Here is a 23,282-nt window from a genome sequence, read left to right as displayed (position 1 = left end):
CGGATGGGACCTGAACCGGAGCTTTCCAAGCGAATGTTGCGACGAGAGCTCCTCCTGGTGAGGAACGGGTTGACACCTGATGACGTCCGGAACACGACGGGCACCCTTGCGGAACGGGCCCTCGGTCTGCCCGAGCTGGCGCACGCGCGCACGGTCGCGGCGTACGTCGCCGTGGGGAGTGAACCGGGCACGCTCGCGCTCCTCGACGCGCTCCGCGCCCGGGGCGTGCGCGTCCTGCTGCCGGCGCTGCTCCCCGACAACGACCTCGACTGGGGCGTCTACGAGGGAGAGTCCTCGCTCGCGCGGGTACGGCACGGGGGCGGACGCATGGAGCTCCTCGAACCGGCCGGGGAGCGCCTCGGCCCGGAGGCCGTGACCACCGCCGACGCCGTGCTGCTGCCGGGCCTGGCGGTCGACGCGCGCGGGATGCGCCTGGGCCGGGGCGGCGGCTCCTACGACCGCGTCCTGGCCCGGCTGGAACGCGCGGGAGCCGACCCCGCGCTGGTGGTGCTCCTGTACGACACGGAGGTCGTGGAGCGGGTGCCCGAGGAGCCGCACGACCGCCCGGTGCACGCGGTGGTGACCCCGGCGGGGGTACGACGGTTCCGGTGACCCACGCGGACGCGAAAGCGGCCCTCCACGCGCGCGTGGAGGGCCGCTTTCCGTTGTTCAGGACGGCGTCACGGTTTCAGCAGCAGTGTGTCGCTCGTGCCGCGTTCGACGGCCTTGTCCGAGAACGACCAGGTCAGCAGCTGGCCCTTGGCCCACTTGTCGGTCTGGTCGGTGTAGTGCGCGTTGTACGCGTGCCCGGAGGCGCCGGTGAGGTTGATCCACTTGGACTTGTCGAGGTCCCCGAGGTTCACCACCATGCGCATCGAGGGCACCCAGACCACCTCGTAGCCGCCCGCCGCGTTCCAGCCGGTGGCGTTGACCGTGGCCTCGCCGCCGCCGAGCTTCCAGGGGCCGCGGTTGAGCATGTACTTGAGGAAACCGGGGCCCGCGGTGCCGAGGGTCTGGTTCTTCAGGAACAGCCGGTGCAGCCGGCCCCAGCTCCAGGTGTCGATGTCCTTGCCGAGCTTGGCGGTCAGCTCCCAGCGGGCATCCCGCATGGCCCGGTTGAACAGCTCGTCGCGGGTGTCGACGGCGCCCAGGGTGCGGGTCTTCGGCGCGGACCACCAGGCGTTGTCCTGGTCGTCGATGATCCGGCGGACCACCTCGAACCAGCGGTCGCCGCCGTCGGGCTGTGCCTGATCCGCGTCGCGCCTGCCGCACTCGCGCACCCGGCGGTCCTCGTCGGCGGGTCCGGTGGCGTCGACCGGCTCCACCGACAGGCACTGGCCCTCGACACGCAGTTCCTTGGGCAGCTTGTTGCCGAAGGCGAGCTTGAGGATGTTGCGCCAGACCGAGTTGAAGTACGCGGCGGCCGCCGAGTCGGCGTCCTGCGTGTAGTCCCAGCCCTCAAGGAGCTTCTGTGCCTCGCGGATGTGCGGGTCGTTCACGTCGATCTTGAGCAGCAGCGGCACCAGCAGCTTGGCGATCTCGCTGCTGTTGTCCATCTGCATCTGCCGCATGTCGTCGGTGGAGATCTTGCCGCCACCCTTGATCTTCGACTCGATGAGACTGGTGATCCGCTGCGCGCGCGTGCCGTAGCCCCAGTCGGTGGTGAGCGTGTACGGGTACTTCTTGCCGACGACGGCCTGGTTGGCGGTGACGATGTAGCCGCGCTCGGGGTCGAACTCCCAGGGCAGTTCGTCCTGGTCGATGTAGCCGGTCCAGCGGTACCTGGCGTCCCAGCCGGGCGCGGGGATCGAGCCGTCGCCGCGGCCCCGGGTGGGGATCTTGCCGGGCAGCTGGTAGCCGATGTGGCCCTCGGTGTCGGCGTAGATCAGGTTCTGCGAGGGGACGTCGAACAGGGTGGCGGCCTTGCGGAAGTCCTCCCAGCCCTTCGCCTTGTTCATGGCGAAGACGGCGTCCATGGAGGTGCCGGGGTCGAGCGCGGTCCAGCGCAGGGCGATGCCGTAGCCGTCGCCGCGGTCGGGGGCGTCCTGGTCCACGGTGGCCTTCTTGCCGACCTGGACCAGTTCGTTGCTGCGGTCCGAGAGCAGCGGGCTGCCGTCCTTGGTGAGCCGGACGACGATCTTCTTCGACTCGCCGCCGGCGACCTCGATGGTCTCCTCACGGGTGTCGAAGGGCAGGACCTTGCTGCCGTACTGGTAGCCGTCGCCGGTGAGCTTCTCCAGGTACAGGTCGGTGACGTCGACGCCGGAGTTGGTCATGCCCCAGGCGATGTCCGCGTTGTGACCGATGACCACGCCGGGCATCCCCGCGAAGGTGTAGCCGGAGACGTCGTACTGGCACTTGGCGGAGACGGCCTTGCAGTGCAGGCCCATCTGGTACCAGACCGAGGGCAGCGACGCCGACAGGTGGGGGTCGTTGGCGAGGAGCGGCTTGCCGGTGATGGTGTGGTCGCCGGAGACGACCCAGGAGTTGGATCCGATGCCGTTGCCGTTCACGCCGACGGCCTCGGGCAGGTCCTCCAGGACGTTGTAGAGACCGTCCAACTGGGTCTGGAGGGCTCCGGAGTCCGTGGACGTACCCGCGGCGGTGCCGGTGCCCGTTCCCGTGCCGCCGGTGCCCTGCGTGGAGCCTGCGGTGCCCTGACCGGCGCCGGTGCCGGTCCCGGTGCCGCCGGTGCCCTGCGTGGAGCCGTCGGCGTTCTGCGGGGAGCCCGACCCGTCCGACCAGGTCTTGGTCAGCTCGTCGTACTGGCCCTCCCGCACGATCGTCCCGTTGCGGTCGTACGGGTACTGCGGGTACAGGTCGGCGATCTGCTTCGGGCCGAGGCGGCTGGTCATCAGGGCGCGGTCGATCTCGTCCTGCATGTTGCCGCGCAGGTCCCAGGCCATCGCCTTCAGCCAGGCGACCGAGTCGACCGGGGTCCACTCCTCGGGCTTGTAGTCGTTCTCGAAGCCGAGGGCCGCGTACTCCAGCGAGATGTCGGCGCCGTCCTTGCCCGCGAGGTAGGCGTTGACCCCCTTGGCGTACGCGTCGAGGTACTTCCTCGTCTCGGCCGAGAGCGTCTTCTCGTACTCCTCCTCGGCGATGCGGTGCCAGCCGAGGGTGCGCAGGAACTCGTCGGTGTCGACCTGGCTCTCGCCGAACATCTCCGAGAGGCGGCCGGCCGTCATGTGGCGGCGCACGTCCATCTCGTAGAACCGGTCCTGCGCCTGGACGTAGCCCTGCGCCATGAACAGGTCCTCGTCGGAGGAGGCGTAGATCTGCGGGATTCCGTGGCCGTCACGCTTGACGTCGACCGGCCCCGACAGACCGTCCAGGGTTATCGAACCCTTGGTCTGGGGGAAGGAGGCGCGCACGGTGGAGACGGACCAGAACGCCCCGTAGCCGACGCCACCGATGATGGCCAGAACCAGGACGATCAGGAGAAGACGGACTTTGCGTCCCTTCTTCCTGCCGGACTTGCCGGACTGCTGGCCGGAGGAGGCGGGATTGTCGGTGGGCATCGCTGTCCTTGCTGTCCTAACACGAGCGGCAGGTCGGGCTGTGCTTTGTACTGAACGCTGGAGCAACCATAGGCGCAGGGCCCGGCACGACTTGACGCGGAGTCGGGAACTGGCGCGGACGGCTGTTCGATCTTGCCCTCGCGAGCGTCAAGAAATCGTCAAGAGTTAGGTAAGGTAACGAAGTACTTGCACTGACGTAACCGCAATCGCACGGTTTCCGTGATCGGCTCGGCATGCCCACGCGCGCGTGCCCCGCATCCAGTGCTCGGCATCCCCATCCGGAACCACGTGCGGTTCGGCGAGAAAGGTACGGCCCTCTGACTGTCCACGGTCTCAACCAGCTCCTGCTCGTCTGCTCGCTCGTCCTGTTGGTCGCGGTCGCCGCGGTCCGGATCTCGTCACGCAGCGGGCTCCCCAGCCTGCTCGTCTACCTGGGCATCGGCATCGCCATGGGCCAGGACGGCATCGGCGACATCCACTTCGACAACGCCGAACTGACCCAGGTCATCGGCTACGCGGCCCTCGTCGTGATCCTCGCGGAGGGCGGCCTCGGCACGAAGTGGAAGGAGATCAAACCGGCCCTGCCGGCCGCCACCTCACTGGCGCTGGCCGGGGTCGCGGTGAGCGTCGGCGTCACGGCCGCGGGGGCGCACTATCTGATCGGGCTGGAGTGGCGGCAGTCACTCATCATCGGGGCGGTCGTGTCCTCCACGGACGCGGCGGCCGTCTTCTCCGTGCTGCGCAAGATCCCCCTCCCCTCGCGCGTGACGGGCACCCTGGAGGCCGAGTCCGGCTTCAACGACGCCCCCGTCGTCATCCTCGTCGCCGCGCTCTCCATGACCGGACCGGTCGAACACTGGTACGTGCTCATCGGCGAGATAACGCTGGAACTGGCGATCGGCGCCGCGATCGGCCTCGCGGTGGGCTGGCTGGGCTCCTGGGCCCTGCGGCACGTGGCACTGCCCGCCTCCGGCCTCTACCCGATCGCCGTCATGGCCATCGCCGTCACCGCCTACGCGGCCGGCGCCATGGCCCACGGCAGCGGCTTCCTCGCCGTCTACCTGGCCTCCGTCGTCCTCGGCAACGCCAAGCTGCCGCACTGGCCGGCCACCCGCGGCTTCGCGGAGGGCGTCGGCTGGATCGCCCAGATCGGCATGTTCGTCCTGCTCGGTCTGCTCGTCACCCCGCACGAGATGGGCGACGACATCTGGCCCGCGCTCGTCATCGGCCTGGTGCTGACCATGGTGGCGCGACCGCTGAGCGTCGTCGTCGCGCTGACGCCGTTCCGGGTCCCGTGGCGCGAGCAGACCCTGCTGTCGTGGGCCGGCCTGCGCGGCGCGGTGCCCATCATCCTGGCGACGATCCCCATGGTGAGCGGGATCGAGGGCAGCCGCCGGATCTTCAACATCGTCTTCGTGCTGGTCGTGGTCTACACCCTCGTCCAGGGGCCGACACTGCCCTGGCTGGCCCGCAAGCTGCGGCTGGGCGACTCCGGCGAGGCCGCCGCCGACCTCGGCATCGAGTCGGCACCACTGGAGCGGCTGCGCGGCCACCTGCTGTCCGTCGCCATCCCCGAGAAGTCCCGGATGCACGGCGTCGAGGTCAACGAGCTGCGGCTCCCCCCGGGCGCCGCCGTCACCCTCGTCGTCCGCGACGGCACCTCCTTCGTGCCCCTGCCGACCACGGTGCTGCGGCGCGGCGACGAACTGCTCGTCGTCGCCACGGACCCGGTCCGCGACCAGGCCGAACGCCGCCTCCGGGCCGTCGGCCAGGGCGGCAAGCTGGCCTACTGGCTCGGGACCGGGAACGGGAACGGGGACGCGAACGGTGGCGGGAAGGCCGGCGGGAGCGGTGGCGGCAAGGGCGGCGGGAGCGGTGGCGGCAAGGGCGGGACAGGGCGTTAAGGGCAAGTTTCGCGCTGTTCACACCCTCCGGAATCGGGGGCGCGGCCGTCCAGGGTGCTCGTTTTCACAGGCGACAGGGCCGATCATCCCTGTACGATGAAGGCGCACTTGATCGGACCAACTCTGCCTGACGCAGAGCTGGCGCGACCGTATGGCGGCCGGGACGCCCCTCGCAGTGGGCCCCGGCATCTACCGCAGTAGCGCAAGAGGACAGCTCTCGGCGCCCCCCGCACGGGCGCGCTACCAGGCGGCGGAAAGGCACGGCCGTGGCATCCACGGTCACCTCGAACACCTCACGCACCCCTCGCACCTCGAAGACGTCCCGCCCGGGATACGGGCAGCTGCTGCGCACCCCGCGCGCGTGGACGTTCCTCCTCCCCGGCTTCGCGGCCCGCCAGCCGTTCGCCATGCTGACCCTCTCCATCGTGCTGCTGGTCCAGCACACCACCGGCTCGTACGGGGCGGCGGGCGCCGTGGCCGCCGCCACCGGTGTCTCCATGGCGCTGTTCGCCCCCTACAGCGGCCGTCTCGCCGACCGGCACGGGCAGCGGGCCGTCCTGATCCCCGGCGTCCTCGTCCACGGCGCCGCCGGCCTCAGCCTGACGGCTCTGGCCCTGATGGACGCCCCCCTGTGGGCGCTGTTCGTCGCCGCCGTACCGACCGGCGCGTCGGTGCCGCAGGTCGGCCCGATGGTGCGGGCCCGCTGGGGCGTCAAGCTCCAGGGCACGCCCCTGATGAGCACCGCAGCCGCCTTCGAGTCCGTCACCGACGAGCTGACCTTCGTGCTCGGCCCGCTGCTCGCGACCGCGCTCTGCACCGCCGTGCACCCGGCCGCCGGCCTGTTCACGGAGGCCGGGCTCACCCTCGTCGGCGGTCTGCTGTTCGCCGCGCAGCGCGGCACCCAGCCCAAGGTCGTCCCGATGGCGCACGCGTGCGCGGAGCGCGTCTCCGCCCTGTCCGTCCCCGGCGTGCGCGTCCTGGTCGTCACTTTCCTGGGCATCGGCTCCGTCTTCGGCGGCATGCAGGTCTCGCTCGCCGCCTTCTCCGAGTCGATCGGCGAGCCCGGCCTGAACGGCGTCCTGTACGGCGTCTTCGCCGCCGGCAACATGCTCTCCGGCATCGTCTGCGGCGCGATCGCCTGGAAGGCGGCCCCGCAGCGGCGCCTGATCGTCGGCTACGCGGCCCTCGCGCTGGCCGCCTCGGCCCTGTGGACCGCCGACTCGGTGCTCGTCCTCGCCGCGCTCGGCCTGCTGGTCGGCATGTGCATCGCCCCCGCCCTGATCACCGGCTACACGCTGGTCGACTCGCTGGTCCCGTCCGGTGCCCGCACGGAGGCCTTCACCTGGCTCACCGGCGCGGTCGCGCTCGGCCAGGCGGCCGCCGTCACGGCCGCCGGACAGCTGGAGGACCGGCTGTGGACCGGCGCCGGATTCCTGGTGCCCGCGGCCGGTACCGCGCTGGCCCTGGCGACCCTGTTCACGCTGCGTACGAGGCTGGTGGGCACCCCCCGGAGCCGTACCGTCGCGCGTGTCGTCGGTCACCGAGTGCCGGTGACAGTGGACTGATCCCGGGGGAATAGGTCACTATGGACCGTCGTTAGCACTCATCGAGTGAGAGTGCCAGGAGGAAGACCAGTGCCGACGTACCAGTACCAGTGCACCGAATGCGGTGAGGGCCTCGAAGCGGTGCAGAAGTTCACCGACGACGCCCTGACCGAGTGCCCCGCCTGCAACGGCCGCCTCAAGAAGGTGTTCTCCGCGGTCGGCATCGTCTTCAAGGGCTCCGGTTTCTACCGGAACGACAGCCGCGGCTCCTCGTCGAGCAGCAGCCCCGCGACGTCGAAGTCGGACACGAAGTCGTCCTCGGACGCCAAGTCCGGGTCGTCCTCGTCGTCGTCCGGTTCGTCGTCCTCGGACTCGAAGTCGACGTCGTCGTCCGCGGGCTCTTCCTCCACCAGCAGCACCTCGGCGGCCTAGCACGTCAGCCCGGGACCCCGCCGTCACAGGACGGCGGGGTCTTCGGCGTGTCCCGGCCCGGTTAGGGTGCGGGCATGGCGAACACGGAGCAGGTGGCGGACGGGGCGGGGCCGGCGGGCGGGACGAGCGCGGCCGGCGGCGCGGCTGACGGTCCGGCGGCGCGCACGACGTTCGGCGCGCCGGAGAGCAGGGCGGTCGGCGCGGCGGAGAGCACGGCGGTCGGCGGGGCGGAGAGCAGGAAGGTCGGCGTGCCGGAGAGCAGGGCGGTCGGGGCGGCGGACGGCACCGCGGCAACGGATTTGGCGGAGATCGGCGTCATCGGGGGGTCGGGCTTCTACTCCTTCCTCGACGACGTGACCGAGATACAGGTGGACACCCCCTACGGGCCCCCCAGCGACTCCCTCTTCCTCGGCGAGATCGCCGGACGCCGCGTCGCCTTCCTGCCGCGCCACGGCCGTGGGCACCATCTTCCACCGCACCGCATCAACTACCGGGCCAACCTGTGGGCGCTGCGTTCCGTGGGGGCACGCCAGGTGCTCGGCCCGTGCGCGGTGGGCGGTCTGCGACCGGAGTACGGACCGGGCACGCTCCTCGTCCCGGACCAGCTGGTGGACCGCACCAAGTCCCGCACCCAGACCTACTTCGACGGCCTTCCGCTGCCGGGCGGGGCCGTCCCGAACGTAGTCCATGTCTCCCTCGCCGACCCCTACTGCCCCGTGGGCCGCGAGGCCGCCCTCGCGGCGGCGCGCGGCCGGGACTGGGAACCGGTGGACGGCGGCACCCTGGTGGTCGTCGAAGGTCCCCGTTTCTCCACCCGCGCCGAGTCCCTGTGGCACCAGGCGCAGGGCTGGTCCGTCGTCGGAATGACCGGCCACCCCGAGGCGGTCCTCGCCCGCGAACTGGAACTCTGCTACTCCACCCTCACCCTGGTCACCGACCTCGACGCCGGCGCCGAGACCGGCGAGGGCGTCTCGCACGAGGAGGTCCTGCGGGTCTTCGCCGCGAACGTCGACCGGTTGCGGGGCGTCCTCTTCGACGCGGTCGCCGCGCTGCCGCCGAACGACGGTCGCGACTGTCTGTGCGCTACGGCGCTCGGCGGGATGGACCCGGGGTTCGAGCTGCCCTGACGCCGCCGTGACGGAGGGCGCCCGATGCGGCGACCCGGCGGAACTCCTCGTTCGGGTGGTGGGGTTATCCCCAGTCGGCCGGTGGTCCACAGGCTTCGGCGGGCTTCGCCGCCGAGCCTCATCGTGGGACCGCGAGCCGATCTCACACAGCAGGTGGTGGTCCCCATGTCCCGTCCCTCGCACGAGCAGTCGCCCCGGCCCCCTCACGGGTACGTGTCCCCGTTGCCGTCCCCGACATCGTCGCCGTGCCCGTCCTCGTCGCCGTTGCCGTCCTCATCCACACCCGCCCCCGCGCGGCTGCCCTCCTGGGCCGTCGGCCCGCCCGGCACCGACGCTCCTCCCACCTGCGAGGTCCCGCACTTCGCGCCGCTCCGGGTGCGCGGTGGGGCGCACCGGCTCCGCCGTCTCGCCCGCTGCCGGCGTCGGGCCATGGCCGCGGGCCTGGCGGTCACCGCCGCCGCCCTGCTGGTGACGGGAGCGGGACCCCGGGAGACCGGGCGGGTCAGGGGCCATCCCGTGGCAGACCCGGTCCCCGAACGCCCCGCCTCCGTCGGGACGGTGACCGCGCCGGTACGCATCGCCGACGGCGCGACGGTACGGCTGCTGCGCCCCGGCGACCGCGTCGACGTGATCGCGGCCGAGGAGTCGGCGACGGGCGCCGGCGCCGCACGGATCGTGGCCCGCGGCGCCCGTGTGTCCAAGGTGCCGGCCGCCGACGCCGCCGAGAGCGGAGCCCTGGTCGTCCTGACCGTGCCCCGCCGCACCGCGGCCCGGCTGGCCGGCGCGGGAGCCACGTCCCGGCTGGCGGTGACGCTGTGGTGACGTCAGGGCCCACGATGGTGGAACCCGACTGGACACAGGGGCCGAGCCCTGCCGTAGGTTGCGGAGTCATTTGTTCCACAAGCAGCGCGGAAGGGTCTCGTGGTGAGCAAGCAGAAGGAGCCGGGCGTCTGGGAGGGCTTCAAGGCCTTCCTGATGCGGGGGAACGTCGTCGACCTGGCCGTCGCCGTGGTCATCGGCGCGGCCTTCACCAACATCGTCAACTCGGTGGTGAAGGGGGTCATCAGCCCGCTGGTGGGGGCGTTCGGCACGAAGAACCTCGACCAGTACCGGTCGTGCCTGAAGGCCCCCTGCGAGGTGGCGGCGGACGGGACGGTCACCGACGGCGTCGCGATCCTCTGGGGCACGGTGCTGAACGCGACGCTCACGTTCCTCATCACCGCGGCCGTCGTCTACTTCCTGATGGTGCTTCCCATGGCCAAGTACCTGGCCCGTCAGGAGGCCCGCCGCAAGGCGAAGGAGGGCGCGCACGAGGTCATGGAGGTGACCGAGCTGGAGGTCCTGAAGGAGATCCGCGACGCCCTGGTGGCCCAGCGCGGCTCCGGCCACGACCGCACGTAGCGGTTCTCGCGGCCCTCGGTCGGCGGTGTCAGAGGTGGTGGGGCGGCTTCTCGTCGAGGAAGCGCTTCAGGTCGGCCGCGCTGTCGCCGCCGGCATCGGGACGCTCGCCCCACCCGTGGTCCGTGTCGTCGGAGGACGGCCGGCTGAACGGGTCGTCGAAGACCAGCGCGGCCTTGGGGTCACGCGGTTCGGGGGCGGGAGCGTCACTCATGCCTCCAGAGTACGGCCCCGGGCCCGGTCCCGGCCGACGGCCGACCACGGATCTCTCCCCCGGCCCGTCCAGGTGTCCGCCGGGCCGGTGCGCGCCTTCGCCTGGCCCGTTCACGCGGCCGCCGGGCCCGTCCGCGCACTCCGTCGGTCCCCCCGGGAACTTGTGCGTACCCGAGCGAGAATTCCCCCGGGTTATCTGGTCTGCTTGGCCGCATGACGTCCCGTTCCACGCCCTCGACCCCCTCGGCTCCGGAACCGGAACCGGAACCGGAACCGGGCGACGGCACCGCCTCGGCCGCGCCCCGGCCGTCGTCCTCGTCCTCGCCGCCGGCTTCGACCTCCGCGTCCGGTATCCGCCGAGCTCCGGTACGCAGGCTGGTCGCACGGGGGCGCGGGGAGGAACACCGGGTCGCCTCGCCCCTGGAACTCTTCTTCGACCTGTGCTTCGTGGTCGCCGTCGCCCAGGCGGGTGTCCAGCTGGTGCACTCCGTCGCGGAGGAACACGCGGCCGAGGGCATCGCCAACTACGCGATGGTGTTCTTCGCGATCTGGTGGGCCTGGATGAACTTCACCTGGTTCGCCTCGGCCTACGACAACGACGACGTGCCGTACCGGCTGGTGACGCTCGTCCAGATCACCGGTGTGCTGGTGCTTGCCGCCGGGGTCACCCGGGCCTTCGAGGACCACGACTGGCTGCTCGTCGTGCTCGGATACGTGATCATGCGGCTCGCGATGACCGCGCAGTGGCTGCGGGCCGCGCGGACCGCGACGGGCGCCGAGCGGACCACGGCCCTGCGGTACGCGGGCGGTGTGGCGCTCTGCCAGATCGGCTGGCTGGGGCTGCTGGTCCTGCCGGAGCCGGCCAGACCGTGGCTGTTCCTGGTGATGGCGATCGCCGAACTGAGCGTGCCGGTGTTCGCGGAGAAGGGCTTCCAGACGTCCTGGCATCCGCATCACATCGCCGAGCGGTACGGCCTGTTCACCATCATCGTGCTCGGCGAGACGATCCTGGCGGCCACGGTCGCCGTGAAGTCGGCGGTGGACGACGAGAACGCGCTGGGCGAGCTGCTGCCGATCGCGGTGGGCGGGCTGCTGATCGTGTTCTCGGCATGGTGGGTCTACTTCACCGTTCCCATCCACGGCCATCTGCGCTCCAGCAGGGAGAGCTTTCTGTGGGGCTACGGCCACTACCTGATCTTCGCCTCGGCGGCCGCGATCGGTGCCGGGCTGGAGGTCGCGGTGGAGCAGGTGGTGGGCAAGGCGCACATCTCCACACTGGCCGCGTCCGCCGCGGTGACCCTGCCGACGGCGCTGTATCTCCTCTCCGTGTGGGCGCTGCACGCCCGCCACTACAAGGTGGGCACGACCCGGCAGGCCGTTCTGCCGCTCTCCGCGCTGGCCGTGGTCGGGTGCACGTTCCTGGGGCACTGGGCGGCCCCGGCCGCCGGCCTCGTGGCCGCCGCGACGGTCGCGGTCGGGGTCACGCTCACCGTCCGCGACCACCGCACCGAGGGAACCCCGCAGGCCCCCGGCGCGGGCCCGGACCACCACACCAGTGACGCCCATGGCAGTTGACGCGCTCACCGACGTCGCCGGCCTGCGGGTCGGTCACGCCACCCGGGCCGGCGGCGGCTGGCTGACCGGGACCACGGTCGTGCTGGCCCCGGTGGGCGGCGCGGTCGCGGCCGTGGACGTACGCGGGGGCGGGCCCGGCACCAAGGAGACGGACGCGCTGGACCCCCGCAACCTGGTGCAGAAGGTCGAGGCGCTGGTCCTGACCGGCGGCAGCGCCTACGGGCTGGACTCCGCGTCGGGGGTGATGGCCTGGCTGGAGGAGCGGGGGCGGGGTGTGCGGGTCGGCCGTGACCCGGCGCACGTGGTGCCGGTGGTGCCGGCCGCCTGTGTCTTCGACCTGGGCCGGGGCGGGGACTTCGGGGCCAGACCGGATGCCGCCCTCGGCCGGGCCGCGGTCGAGGCGGCCGACGCGAACGGGCCCGGCGCCCCGGTGGCGGAGGGGTGCGTGGGTGCCGGGACGGGCGCGACGGTCGGGCTGCTCAAGGGCGGCATCGGCACCGCGAGCACCGTGCTGGACTCGGGCATCACGGTGGCCGCCCTGGTGGTGGCCAACGCGGCCGGCTCGGTGACGGATCCGGAGACGGGGGTGCTCTACGGGGAGTTGTTCCAGGGGCGTACGCCGTATCCGGCGCCGGAGGTCCACGAGAGAGCGCGGCGCCGGATCGCGGAGGCCGCGGCGCTTGGCCCCCCTCCCCCGATGAACACCACGCTGGCCGTGGTCGCCACCGACGCCGACCTGACCCGCGCCCAGGCCCAGAAGCTGGCCGGGACGGCACACGACGGCATCGCCCGCGCCGTGCGTCCCGTGCATCTGCTCAACGACGGGGACACGGTGTTCACCCTGGCGACGGGCGCCCGTCCGCTGCCGCCACAGGCCGGCCCCCTCGCCCTCAACGAACTCCTCGCGGCGGGCGCCGACCTGGTGACGCGGGCGATCGTCCGGGCGGTGCGGGCCGCCGAGTCGGTGGACGGGCCGGGGGGCGCGTGGCCGTCGTACGGGGAGCTGTACGGAGACGGGTGAGGCCGGAGGGGGCGGGCGGCGAGGGGACGTGGAGGGGGCCGGGGGAGGGAGGGGACGGGGGAGGGAGGGGACGGGGGAGGGAGGGGACGGGGGGATGGGCCCAAAGAGGGCAAAAGGGGCTGAGGGATCGGTAGTTCCAGCGTTCAGCGGGTGCCGCCGGGGGTGATTGTCCCGGTTCTGTCACGTGATGCCGTCAGGCCGGAGTCAGCGGGAACCCGCTCGGCCGCCGCTCGCTCTCTCTCCACGTAACGGAGCGGAGCACGTAGATCACGCGGATCACGCGGACCCGAAGAAGCTGGAGCAGATCGTGACAAGGCCGAAGATTGCTGTACGGCGGGCACTGGGGACCTGTGCCGTGCTGGTGGTCGGTGCGCTGACCCTGACCGGCTGCGGCGGGGACGCCCAGGCCGACAACAAGAGCGGTGGCAAGGGGACTTCGGCGGGGGACGCGGCGGCGCGGATCACGATCTCGGCGAAGGACGGGTCGACGGGCGCGTCCATCAACGCGACCGGCGTGAAGGTCAGCGGCGGCAAGCTGACCGAGGTGAAGATGACGGCCGTAGAGGGCGGTGCGGCCGTCGCCGGCGAGATAGCGGCGGACGGGCGGTCCTGGAAGCCGAAGGAGCAGTTGGAGCGCGGCACGAAGTACCGGATCTCCGCGACCGCGAAGAGCGCGACCGGGAAGACGGCGGCGGCCAACTCCATCTTCACGACCGTGTCGTCGGCCAACAGCTTCATCGGGACGTACACCCCGGACAACGGCACCACGGTCGGGGTCGGGATGCCCGTGTCGTTCACGTTCGACAAGGCCATCACGGACAAGAAGGCCGTGCAGTCGCACATCAAGGTGACGTCGAGCAGCGGGCAGGAGGTGGTCGGGCACTGGTTCGGGGCGCAGCGCCTGGACTTCCGGCCCGAGGAGTACTGGAAGGCCGGTTCCAAGGTCACGATGAAGCTGGACCTGGACGGGGTGGAGGGCGCGAACGGCCTCTACGGCGTGCAGGACAAGACGGTCACCTTCACGGTCGGGCGTTCGCAGGTGTCCACGGTCGACGTGAACACGCAGACGATGACGGTCGAGCGGGACGGCAAGACGCTGAAGACCGTGCCGATCTCGGCGGGTGCCGCCGCGAACCCGACGTACAACGGCCAGATGGTGATCTCGGAGAAGTTCCGGCAGACGCGGATGAACGGGTCGACGGTGGGCTTCGGCGGTGAGTACGACATCGCGGACGTGCCGAACGCGATGCGGCTGACGACGTCGGGCACCTTCGTCCACGGCAACTACTGGTACGACCGCTCCAACCCGCCCTTCGGGCGCCAGGGCACGAGCCACGGCTGCATCGGTCTCGCGGACGCCCAGGGCGCGAACGGTGACACGCTCGGCAAGTGGTTCTTCGACAACTCCCTCATCGGCGACGTGGTGATCGTCAAGAACTCCCCGGACAAGACGGTCGCGCCGGACAACGGCCTCAACGGCTGGAACATGCCGTGGAGCGAGTGGACGGCCGGAGACGGCATCTGACCACTCCGTTCAGCGAGTTCGTGGGGCCGCGCGGGAACAGACCGCGCGGCTCCGTCGTTCAACGGGCGTACGTTTTCTCGGTTCCCGGACATGATGTCCTACCGAGGGGCTACGGTATGCACCCACAAGGTGACATGCAGCAACGCCGGGAGAAACCTTGAGCGTTCCGTACGAGACGGCAGCGTACGAGCCACCCGAGTCGCCCGAGTCTCCTGAGGAGCACCTCGCGCGGCTCCTCGGCCGCGCCCTGAACTCCTTCGAGCTGCCCGACGAGACGATCCGACAGCTGGACTGCGCCCTCGCCCACGACAGCTCGCTGCACTCCGCGCATTACAGTTCGGGGCTGCACCGGGCGACGTACCGGCACACCTGGCTGCTGGCCGACGGCTCGGCCGTCACTCTGTGGGAGCTGGTGCACAACACGGCGCTCGGCAGCGACATCCAGCACGAGGTGTACACCGACGACGAGGAGCTGCGGGCGGCCACGGCGCGCCTGCCGCTGCCGCCGGACGCCGCAGACTTCGAACTGCCCGCCGTCGTGGAGCTGGCGGCGTTCCCCGAGCCCCGCCACGAGTACGTGCCGGACGACTCGGCGGACCATGCCCGTCGTCTGCTGCGGCGCGCGGAGAACCCGGACTCGCCGGGGGACGAGCTCGCGACGCTGTTGCTGCGCACCGCGTTCGCGCACGAGATCACCCAGGCCTTCGGCCGGCCGCACCGTCCGGCACGGCACGGCCGGCCCGGCTTCAGTTTCTCGCTCTACGAGCACGCGTTCCTGCTCACGGACGGCCAGGAGATCTCCCTGTGGGAGGTCGAGCACACGGCCACGGCGGACGGGCGTCACATGTGCGAGGTGTACGCGACGGAGGACGCGGCCCGGGACGCGATGGAGCGGCGGGCGGGAACACTCGGCTGACGCCCGGCCGAGCCGAGCGTGTACGGCTTCGTCGGCGCAAGGGCCGAGGGACGACAGACCGGGCGGCGCAGGACCGGGCGACGAAGGGCCCCTGACGGGCCCTGGACGGGCCCGGTCGGTGGCGGGGTCAGGCGAGGCGGTCGTCGCTGAACTGGCGGGCCAGGAACGCGAAGGCGTCCTGTTCCGCCGGGGTCAGCTCGACGTGCTCCACGTGCGGGCCCCTGTGGCGCTGGTGCGGCAGGCCCCACACGCGCTGCCCGCGCCGACCGGTCAGGGCGGCGAAGCGGCCTCGGTGGACCTGGTGGTCCCGGTTCAGTACGCGGACCAGCACGGCGACCCAGATGACCGACGCGAGGGCGAGGGCGGCCAGGCCCAACGGCTGGAGGATCGACACGTGCTCAGGCATGCCGTCCAGTAGACACCACCGGAGGGGACTTCGAGCCCGGACCGTGACGTATCTCGCAGGTGTGGCGTACACGTCATACGCGCGGCAAAGCGGCCCAAAGGGGCGCGCGGGGCGAGGGCGCACGGAGCCAGGGTGTGTGCGACGGCGCTCCGCCGGGACGCGTAAGGCCGCGGCCCCTGCCGGGAGAGGGCCGCGGCCTGCGTACGGTCACGGGTTCAGGCCGCGACCGGCTCCTTCGTCCGTTCCTCGGCGGCCGTGGGCGCGGAGTCGGGCGCGGTGCCCGCCGGGGCCTTGCGCAGGCCCTTCAGGAGGATGACCAGGCCGGCCGTGACGGCCGTACCGACCGCGATGGCGAGCAGGTAGAGGAGCGGCTTGCCGATCAGCGGAGTGACCCAGATGCCGCCGTGCGGGGCGCGCAGGGTCGAGCCGAAGGCCATGGCCAGCGCGCCGGTGACCGCGCCGCCGGCCATGGAGGCCGGGATCACGCGCAGCGGGTCGGCCGCGGCGAACGGGATCGCTCCCTCGGAGATGAACGAGGCGCCGAGCACCCAGGCCGCCTTGCCGTTCTCCCGCTCGGTGGTGGTGAACAGTTTCTTGCGGATCGTGGTGGCGAGCGCCATGCCCAGCGGCGGGACCATACCGGCTGCCATGACGGCCGCCATGATCTTCATCGCGGCGGGACTGGGGTCCTGCACGGCGATGCCGGCGGTGGCGAAGGCGTAGGCGACCTTGTTGACCGGGCCGCCCAGGTCGAAGCACATCATCAGGCCGAGGAGGATGCCGAGCAGGACGGCGTTGCTGCCGGAGAGGCCGCTCAGCCAGTCCGTCATGCCCTTCTGGGCCTCGGCGATGGGCTTGCCGATCACCACCAGCATCAGGAATCCGACGATCAGCGACGAGATCAGCGGGATCACGACCACGGGCATGATGCCGCGCATCACCGGCGGGATCTTGATCCGCTGGATGCCGAGGACGACTCCGCCGGCGATCAGTCCGGCGACCAGGCCGCCGAGGAAGCCGGCGTTGATGTTGGCGGCGATCATGCCCCCGACGAAGCCGGGCACGAGACCCGGCCGGTCCGCCATGCCGTAGGCGATGTATCCGGCGAGGACCGGGATCAGGAAGCCGAAGGCGACGGCGCCGATCTGGAACAGCAGGGCCGCCCAGCTGTCGACCTGGAGCCAGTCGAAGTGTTCGGTGACCGGCTTGGCCTGGTTGATCTCCCAGCCGCCGATCGCGAAGCCGAGGGCGATCAGCAGACCGCCGGCCGCGACGAAGGGGACCATGTAACTCACGCCGGACATCAGCCACTTGCGCAGTTTGGTGCCGTAGCCGTCGCCGGACTCGCCCGCGCGGTCGACGGGGGTACCGGGCCGGGCGGCGGCCGTGACCTCGCCGCGCTCGGCCTTCTCCCGGACCTCGGCGATCAGTGCGGCGGGGCGGCTGATGCCCGCCTTCACGCCGACGTCGACGGTGGGCTTCCCGGCGAACCGGTCCTTCTCCCGTACGGGCACGTCGTGGGCGAAGATCACGCCGTCGGCGGCGGCGATGACCGCGGGGTCCAGGCGGGAGAAGCCGGCCGAGCCCTGCGTCTCGACGACCAGCTCGACGTCACCGGCGTCCCGGCCCGCGTTCTCCAGCGACTCGGCGGCCATGTAGGTGTGCGCGATGCCGGTGGGGCAGGAGGTGACGGCGACGATACGGAAGGGACGGGCTTCGGCGGGGGCGGTCGGCGCCGGGTCGGCCTCGGCCGAAGCAGTCCCGGTCGGGGCGGTCACAGTCGGGGCGGTCCCGGTTGCGGAGGCCGCGGCCGGGATGGCCTCCTCGGGGGCGGTCGGCGCCGGGGTGGTGCTGACCGCGGCGGCGTCGGGGGAGGCCGTTCCGCCCGACGCCGCCGCGGAGTGTTCGGTGCCCTCGGCCGCGTCGTCGCCGGGGGCGTCGCCCCGGATGAGCGCTGCGGCGCGGGCCGGGTCGTCCACGGCGCGCAGTGCGTCCGTGAACTCGGTGTTCATCAGCTGGCGGGCGAGGGAGGAGAGGATCGTGAGGTGGGCGTCGTCGGCGCCCGCGGGGGCGGCGATGAGGAAGATCAGGTCGGCGGGGCCGTCGGGTGCGCCGAAGTCGACGCCGGCCGTGCTGCGGCCGAAGGCGAGGGTCGGCGCGGTGACGTGCTCGCTGCGGCAGTGCGGGATGCCGATGCCGCCGTCGAGGCCGGTGGGCATCTGTGCCTCGCGGGCGGCCACGTCGGCGAGGAAGCCGTCCAGGTCGGTGACCCGGCCCTTCGTCACCATGCGCTCGGCGAGGGCACGCGCCGCCGCTTCCTTCGTCTCGGCGGACAGGTCGAGGTCGACCAGGTCCGCGGTGATCATCTCGCTCATCGCGGGCTCCTTCGCACGCGTATCGCCCGGGGGGTGTGGTGGGCGGGGGTGGGGAGGGGAGGGTGGGGGGCGTGGGTCACGGGGGCCTGCCCAGGGAGGGGGGTGGGGAGGAGGGGTGGGGCGGCGGCTAAGGAAAAACGAAGGTTCGTTCGCGGCAGCCCAGCACCGTCACCGGCGCCGTCACCGGCGTGGCCATCGTCCCACCGCACCCACGGTCCACCAACGCCGCTAAAACGAACGTTCGCTCTCGTTCGCCCGTTCATGACACCGGCTCCCGCAGGACCCGGTCCATCGGCACCTCCGAGGTCACCGTCACCGCCGCCGGATCCAGGTCGCGCGGGGTGGGCATGACGCTGCCCGGGAGCTGGACGGCCGCGGCGCCATGGGCGACCGCCGAGGCCAGCGCCTCGGGGCCGTGCCCGCCGGCGATCAGGAACCCGGCGAGGGAGGAGTCGCCGGCGCCGACGTTGCTGCGGACGACGTCGACACGGGCGGTGCCGAACCAGGCGCCCGAGGCGTCGACGAGGAGCTGGCCGTCGGCGCCGAGGCTGGCCAGCACCACGCCCGCTCCCATCTCGCGGAGCTCCTCCGCGGCCTTGGCGGCGTCGCCGACCGTGGCGAGGGGGCGTCCCACGGCCTCGGCGAGTTCCTCGGCGTTGGGCTTGACGACGTCCGGGCGTTCGCGGAGCGCGGCGAGCAGGGCCGGGCCGGAGGTGTCCAGGGCGATGCGGGCGCCGGCCGCGTGGGCGCGGGCGACGAGTTCGGCGTACCAGGACGGGGCGAGGCCGCGCGGGAGGCTGCCGCAGCAGGCGATCCAGGAGGCGTCGGCGGACTGGGCGCGGACCGTTTCCAGGAGGAGTTCCCGCTCGGCGGCGGACAGTTCGGGGCCGGGTGCGTTGATCTTCGTCAGGACGCCGTCGGCCTCCGCGAGGGCGATGTTGGAGCGGGTCGCCCCGGCGACCGGCACCCGGGCGACCTCGATGCCCTGGGCGTCGAGCAGGTCGGCGACCAGCGCGCCGGGTGCTCCGCCGAGGGGCAGTACGGCCACGGTGCGCCGGCCCGCGGCGGCGACCGCCCGGGAGACGTTGACGCCCTTGCCGCCCGGGTCCATGCGCTCACCGGTGGCCCGGATGACCTCGCCGCGGTCGAGGGAGGGGACCTCGTAGGTGCGGTCGAGGGACGGGTTCGGGGTGACGGTGAGGATCATGAGCGGTCTTTCCGGCCGGTGGTGGAGCCGCCCCCGGGTTCGGTGCCGGGGACGCGCAGCACCTCGGTGCCCTTGCGTTCGATGGTGAGGGCGTCCTCGGGATTCAGCCCGCTGTCGGTGATGAGCAGGTCCACGTCGTTCAGGTCGCCGAAGCGGGCGAAGTGCTCCTGGCCGTGCTTGGAGGAGTCGGCGAGCAGCACCACACGCCGGGCGGCGGCCACCGCCGCCCGCTTCACGGCGGCCTCGGCGAGGTCGGGCGTGGTCAGGCCGTGGTCGACGGAGAAGCCGTTGGCGGCCACGAAGAGGACGTCCGCGCGGATCTCGCCGTAGGCCCTGAGCGCCCAGGCGTCCACGGCGGCGCGGGTGCGGTGGCGGACGCGGCCGCCGACCAGGTGGAGCTGGATGCCCGGGTGGTCGGCGAGGCGGGCGGCGATGGGCAGGCTGTGCGTGACCGCGGTGAGCGCGGCCTCCAGCGGGATGGCGGCGGCGAGGCGCGCGATCGTCGTACCGGCGTCGAGGACGATCGTTCCGTCGGTCGGCAGTTCGGCGAGGGCGGCCTGGGCGATGCGGTCCTTCTGGTCGGCGGCGGTGCCCTCGCGTTCGGCGAGGTCGGGCTCGAAGTCCAGGCGGCCGGCCGGGATCGCGCCGCCGTGCACGCGCTGGACGAGACCCGCACGGTCGAGGGTCTTCAGGTCCCGGCGGATCGTCTCGGCCGTGACCTGGAACTGCTCGGCCAGCGACACCACGTCCACCCGGCCGCCGTCCCGCGCGAGCCGGAGGATCTCCTGCTGCCGCTCGGGTGCGTACATGTCCGTTCGCCTCCGACTGGTGCCCGACTCTGTGGTTTCGATCGGAGACTACGCCGGGATGTCCGGAAAGTAAACAGGTTCGAACGTAAAACAGGCACGAGCAGGCATGATCGGGCATGAGTGGGCGGGGTGGGCGACACAAGTGTGCGTGATGGGCCGACACGGGCATGCCGGGTGGGGCACGGCGCGCGCGGCGGGGCAGGGGTGTGCCGGCCACACCGCTCGGCCGTACGAGACGGGAGCAGGGCCAAGAGGCGGGAGCGAGCGGCAGGGCGTACGACGGGCGGGAGCCGGCCCGGGAGGCGGATGCGTGCGTACGACGGCAGCGGGGCCCGGCACCCTGAAGGTGCCCGGCCCCGCTGCCGATCGCCGCCCGGCGGGCAGACCCGCCGCCCGGCCGGTCAGCGCACCGGCTCACCGGCCGTCACGGACGCCGGCACTTCGGCCAGCACGGGCGTCGACTCACTGCCCTTCACGGGCGTCGACTCACTGGCCTCCGCGGACGGCTGCTGACTGGCCTTCACCGACGGCGGCTGACCGTTCTCCGCGGTCGCCTCGGTCTGCACCGCAGCCCGTGCCGGCAGCGCGAACATCAGCAGGAAGATCGCGAACAGGACCGCGGCCACCCAGCCGAGGGCGTACTCGAAGGAGTCGACGAAGGCGGGGCCGATGTCGGCCGGCGCGAGGTGGTCGTCCATGACGCCGAAGAAGACGACGGCGACCAGGCCGAGCCCCAGCGCGTTGCCCATCTGCTGGACCGTGCTGATCAGCCCGGACGCGGACCCGGCGTGCTCGCGCGGCACCCCGGAGAGGATCGCGTCGGTCAGCGGGGCCACGATGAGCCCCATGCCCGCGCCCATCACGACCAGCGGGAGGGCCATCTGCCAGGGAGTGATGGCCTGGCCGTAGTGCGCCGACGCGCCCAGGTAGAGCAGGACTCCGGCCGCCATCAGCAGCGCTCCCGCCTGGAGGACCTTGCGGCCGAAGCGCGGGACGAGCTTCTGGACCGAGACGCCGGCCGCGACCGACACGGCGAGGGAGAACGGGACACCGGTGAGACCGGCCCGCAGGACGCTCCAGCCGAGGCCGGTCTGCAGGTACAGCGTCCAGACGAGGAAGAACACCCCGAGGGCGACGCCGAAGACGGTCTGCACGGCGATGCCCGCCGCGAAGCTCTTGACCCGGAACAGCGACAGTTCGATGAGCGGGGACCCGTCGCGCGCGGTCTTGCGCCGCTCGTACGCCACCAGCGCCGCGAGCACGGCGAGCGAGCCGGCCATCGAGACGTATCCCCACAGCGGCCAGCCCAGCTCCCGGCCCCGGGTGAGGGGGTAGAGCAGCATCAGCAGACCGGCCGTGACCAGCGCGACGCCGACGAGGTCCAGCTTCAGGGCGTGCGGGGCCCTGGACTCGGTGATGAACCGGCGGCCAAGGATCAGGCCCGCGACACCGACCGGAAGGTTGATCAGGAAGATCGCCCGCCATTCCAGGCCGAGCGGGTTCCACTCGATGAGCAGGGCGCCGAGCAGCGGGCCGGAGACCGCGCCCAGGCCCACGATCGCCCCGAACAGGCCGAAGACCTTGCCGCGTTCGTGCGCCGGGAAGGTCGCGTGCACGATCGACAGCACCTGCGGCACCATCAGCGCGGCGGTCGCGCCCTGCGCGATCCTCGCCGCCACCAGCATCTCCGGGTTCGCGGCGAGGCCGCACAGCGCGGAGGCGACCGTGAAGCCGCCGATGCCCAGGAGGAAGACCCGCCGTCGGCCGTGGATGTCGCCCAGCCTGCCGCCGGTGACGAGACCCGCGGCGAAGGCGAGGGCGTAGCCGGCGGTGATCCACTGGATCTGGCTGAACGAGGCGTGTTCGCTTCGCTGGATGGAGGGGACGGCGATGTTGACGATGGTGACGTCGACGAGGTCCATGAAGGCGGCCGTCATGACGACGGCGAGGGCGATCCAGCGCCGTCGGTCGGCGTCGGGGGGTGACGGGAGCGCTGTTCCGGTGGCGGTGGTCGGGTCACTGGCGGTCGATCGGGACTGGTCGCGCAGTTCCCCGCGCCCCTTCAGGGCGCTCGTTGTCGAGGTCATGCTGTGAAGGTAGGGGTCGAGTAGGTCAGATCGTGTCCTACTTCTCCGGCATGCTCGGGGCATGACTACGGACACCCCGGCGCGACTCCTTCAGCTGCTTTCCCTCCTCCAGACGCCCCGTGAGTGGCCGGGCGGTGAACTCGCCGAGCGGCTGCGGGTCTCGCGGCGGACCGTCCGGCGGGACGTCGACCGACTGCGCGAGCTGGGCTATCCGGTGCAGGCGACCATGGGCGCAGAGGGCGGCTACCGGCTGGTGGCGGGCAAGGCGATGCCCCCGCTCGTCCTGGACGACGAGGAGGCCGTGGCGATCGCGGTCGGGCTGCGGGCCGGGGCCGGGCACGCGGTGGAGGGCGTGGACGAGGCGTCCGTACGGGCGCTCGCCAAGCTCGAACAGGTGCTGCCGTCGCGGCTGCGCCACCGTGTCTCCACACTGCAGGCCGCCACCACACCCCTGACCAGCGGCGACGGGGCGACTGTCGCACCGGAGACGCTGACGGTGATCGCCTCGGCGGTGGCGGGCGGGGAGCGGCTGCGCTTCGCCTACCGTTCCGGCGACGGCACGGACTCGCGGCGCCACTGCGAGCCGTACCGGCTCGTCTCGACCGGCTTTCGCTGGTATCTCGTGGCGTACGACCTCGACCGCGCCGACTGGCGCACCTTCCGGGTCGACCGCGTCGAAGAACCCTTCGCCACCGGCGCCCGGTTCACGCCGCGCGAGCTGCCCACGGGGAGTGCGGAGGAGTATCTGCGGCAGTCGGTGTACCGGCGGCAGGAGACGTACGCGTTCGACGTCACCTTCGCCGCGCCCGCCGAGTTCATCGCGGCCCGGCTGCCCCGCTGGCTCGGTACGCCCGAACCGGTCGACGAGCGCAGCTGCCGGCTGCGGGCTTCCGTCGGTGATTCCGTGGAGTGGCTGGCCGTGCGGGTGGCCATGGTCGGCTGTGAGTTCATCGTGCACGAGCCGCCGCAACTGATGGAATACGTAAGGGAGTTGGGCGCGCGGCTGATCCGGGCTGCGGGCGGCGCCGAGGAGTGAGGCACCTGGCTCCGGTTCCGCGAGCGCGCTGACATGCGGGTTCGGCCGTCGCCGAGCCTCCGGCGGAGAGGGCTTCCTGTGGCACAATCTGCCGTTCGGGTCACCCCGGGGTTCAGGTCCGGGGTGGCCCTTCTCGCTGTCCGGGCGGCGAACGGAATGAAGCCGGGCTTCGGCGCCAGGGGGGGA

20 protein-coding genes are annotated in these 23,282 nt (G+C 72.0%); 12 read left to right on the top strand and 8 right to left on the bottom strand.

Annotation, left to right across the window (positions count from 1 at the left end):
- The first annotated feature begins 3 nt into the window (after positions 1 to 3).
- The gene (locus tag ACFU5F_RS37060) at positions 4 to 612 is read left to right on the top strand and encodes a 5-formyltetrahydrofolate cyclo-ligase (RefSeq protein ID WP_383897320.1); all 609 of its coding nucleotides are present in this window, start codon (positions 4 to 6) and stop codon (positions 610 to 612) included.
- 68 nt (positions 613 to 680) lie between these two features.
- Here the strand turns inward: ACFU5F_RS37060 and ACFU5F_RS37055 are convergent, their stop codons facing one another.
- Positions 681 to 3,521 carry a penicillin acylase family protein gene (locus ACFU5F_RS37055; protein WP_383897317.1) on the bottom strand — a complete coding sequence of 947 codons (2,841 nt, stop codon included), beginning with the start codon at positions 3,519 to 3,521 and terminating at the stop codon, positions 681 to 683.
- 233 nt (positions 3,522 to 3,754) lie between these two features.
- Here ACFU5F_RS37055 and ACFU5F_RS37050 point away from each other — a divergent pair, with 233 nt between their 5' ends.
- The 4 genes from ACFU5F_RS37050 (at position 3,755) to ACFU5F_RS37035 (ending at position 8,528) form a co-directional block, all read left to right on the top strand.
- Positions 3,755 to 5,425 (top strand): potassium/proton antiporter, encoded by a 1,671-nt coding sequence (locus tag ACFU5F_RS37050; RefSeq protein WP_383897314.1) that lies wholly within the window; start codon positions 3,755 to 3,757, stop codon positions 5,423 to 5,425.
- A 266-nt stretch (positions 5,426 to 5,691) separates the two neighbouring features.
- Positions 5,692 to 6,990: an MFS transporter gene (locus ACFU5F_RS37045; RefSeq protein ID WP_383897312.1), complete on the top strand. Its 1,299-nt coding sequence runs from the start codon at positions 5,692 to 5,694 to the stop codon at positions 6,988 to 6,990.
- A 69-nt stretch (positions 6,991 to 7,059) separates the two neighbouring features.
- Positions 7,060 to 7,401: an FmdB family zinc ribbon protein gene (locus ACFU5F_RS37040; RefSeq protein ID WP_383897309.1), complete on the top strand. Its 342-nt coding sequence runs from the start codon at positions 7,060 to 7,062 to the stop codon at positions 7,399 to 7,401.
- Positions 7,402 to 7,649: 248 nt separating this feature from the next.
- Positions 7,650 to 8,528 carry an S-methyl-5'-thioadenosine phosphorylase gene (locus tag ACFU5F_RS37035; RefSeq protein ID WP_383897344.1) on the top strand — a complete coding sequence of 293 codons (879 nt, stop codon included), beginning with the start codon at positions 7,650 to 7,652 and terminating at the stop codon, positions 8,526 to 8,528.
- A gap of 203 nt (positions 8,529 to 8,731) precedes the next feature.
- Here the strand turns inward: ACFU5F_RS37035 and ACFU5F_RS37030 are convergent, their stop codons facing one another.
- Positions 8,732 to 8,857 carry a hypothetical protein gene (locus tag ACFU5F_RS37030; RefSeq protein WP_383897346.1) on the bottom strand — a complete coding sequence of 42 codons (126 nt, stop codon included), beginning with the start codon at positions 8,855 to 8,857 and terminating at the stop codon, positions 8,732 to 8,734.
- Between ACFU5F_RS37030 and ACFU5F_RS37025 the strand changes: the two genes are divergently transcribed.
- Together ACFU5F_RS37025 and mscL are read left to right on the top strand one after the other, a co-directional pair.
- Positions 8,826 to 9,350, top strand: a complete 525-nt coding sequence (locus ACFU5F_RS37025; protein ID WP_383897341.1) for a hypothetical protein — start codon at positions 8,826 to 8,828, stop codon at positions 9,348 to 9,350. The two genes, ACFU5F_RS37030 and ACFU5F_RS37025, sit on opposite strands and share 32 nt — an antisense overlap.
- Before the next feature lie 102 nt (positions 9,351 to 9,452).
- Positions 9,453 to 9,929 carry a large conductance mechanosensitive channel protein MscL gene (mscL, locus tag ACFU5F_RS37020; RefSeq protein WP_383897307.1) on the top strand — a complete coding sequence of 159 codons (477 nt, stop codon included), beginning with the start codon at positions 9,453 to 9,455 and terminating at the stop codon, positions 9,927 to 9,929.
- 28 nt (positions 9,930 to 9,957) lie between these two features.
- On the opposite strand, the gene ACFU5F_RS37015 is transcribed toward mscL, so the two are convergent.
- Positions 9,958 to 10,140, bottom strand: a complete 183-nt coding sequence (locus ACFU5F_RS37015) for a hypothetical protein (RefSeq protein ID WP_383897304.1) — start codon at positions 10,138 to 10,140, stop codon at positions 9,958 to 9,960.
- A 212-nt stretch (positions 10,141 to 10,352) separates the two neighbouring features.
- Between ACFU5F_RS37015 and ACFU5F_RS37010 the strand changes: the two genes are divergently transcribed.
- The 4 genes from ACFU5F_RS37010 (at position 10,353) to ACFU5F_RS36995 (ending at position 15,176) form a co-directional block, all read left to right on the top strand.
- Positions 10,353 to 11,714, top strand: a complete 1,362-nt coding sequence (locus ACFU5F_RS37010; RefSeq protein WP_383897301.1) for a low temperature requirement protein A — start codon at positions 10,353 to 10,355, stop codon at positions 11,712 to 11,714.
- Positions 11,704 to 12,735 carry a P1 family peptidase gene (locus ACFU5F_RS37005; protein WP_383897299.1) on the top strand — a complete coding sequence of 344 codons (1,032 nt, stop codon included), beginning with the start codon at positions 11,704 to 11,706 and terminating at the stop codon, positions 12,733 to 12,735. Before ACFU5F_RS37010 ends, ACFU5F_RS37005 begins: the two co-directional genes overlap by 11 nt.
- Before the next feature lie 307 nt (positions 12,736 to 13,042).
- Positions 13,043 to 14,260, top strand: coding sequence for an Ig-like domain-containing protein (locus ACFU5F_RS37000; protein WP_383897296.1), 1,218 nt, complete (start codon positions 13,043 to 13,045; stop codon positions 14,258 to 14,260).
- 157 nt (positions 14,261 to 14,417) lie between these two features.
- Positions 14,418 to 15,176, top strand: coding sequence for a DUF6227 family protein (locus tag ACFU5F_RS36995; RefSeq protein WP_383897294.1), 759 nt, complete (start codon positions 14,418 to 14,420; stop codon positions 15,174 to 15,176).
- Positions 15,177 to 15,303: 127 nt separating this feature from the next.
- Here ACFU5F_RS36995 and ACFU5F_RS36990 read toward each other — a convergent pair whose 3' ends face one another.
- The 5 genes from ACFU5F_RS36990 to ACFU5F_RS36970 form a co-directional block, all read right to left on the bottom strand.
- Positions 15,304 to 15,582 (bottom strand): hypothetical protein, encoded by a 279-nt coding sequence (locus ACFU5F_RS36990; protein ID WP_383897292.1) that lies wholly within the window; start codon positions 15,580 to 15,582, stop codon positions 15,304 to 15,306.
- Positions 15,583 to 15,797: 215 nt separating this feature from the next.
- Entirely contained in the window at positions 15,798 to 17,957 is a 2,160-nt protein-coding gene (locus ACFU5F_RS36985; protein WP_383897289.1) for a fructose-specific PTS transporter subunit EIIC, read from the bottom strand.
- A 259-nt stretch (positions 17,958 to 18,216) separates the two neighbouring features.
- Positions 18,217 to 19,164, bottom strand: a complete 948-nt coding sequence (gene pfkB / locus ACFU5F_RS36980; protein WP_383897286.1) for a 1-phosphofructokinase — start codon at positions 19,162 to 19,164, stop codon at positions 18,217 to 18,219.
- A complete protein-coding gene (locus ACFU5F_RS36975) occupies positions 19,161 to 19,973 on the bottom strand; it encodes a DeoR/GlpR family DNA-binding transcription regulator (RefSeq protein WP_383897284.1) in 813 nt (270 codons plus the stop codon). The genes pfkB and ACFU5F_RS36975 overlap by 4 nt, the downstream gene beginning before the upstream one ends.
- A 401-nt stretch (positions 19,974 to 20,374) precedes the next feature.
- A complete protein-coding gene (locus ACFU5F_RS36970) occupies positions 20,375 to 22,060 on the bottom strand; it encodes an MFS transporter (RefSeq protein ID WP_383897281.1) in 1,686 nt (561 codons plus the stop codon).
- Positions 22,061 to 22,121: 61 nt separating this feature from the next.
- Between ACFU5F_RS36970 and ACFU5F_RS36965 the strand changes: the two genes are divergently transcribed.
- On the top strand, positions 22,122 to 23,096 hold the full coding sequence (locus ACFU5F_RS36965; protein ID WP_383897279.1) for a helix-turn-helix transcriptional regulator: 975 nt from the start codon (positions 22,122 to 22,124) through the stop codon (positions 23,094 to 23,096).
- Positions 23,097 to 23,282 lie beyond the last annotated feature (186 nt).

Origin of the sequence: Streptomyces sp. NPDC057438 (assembly GCF_042802995.1) — a bacterium.
Classification (GTDB): Bacteria; Actinomycetota; Actinomycetes; order Streptomycetales; family Streptomycetaceae; genus Streptomyces.
Note: the sequence above shows the minus strand (reverse complement) of the source record. Positions and strands in the feature narration are given on the sequence as shown.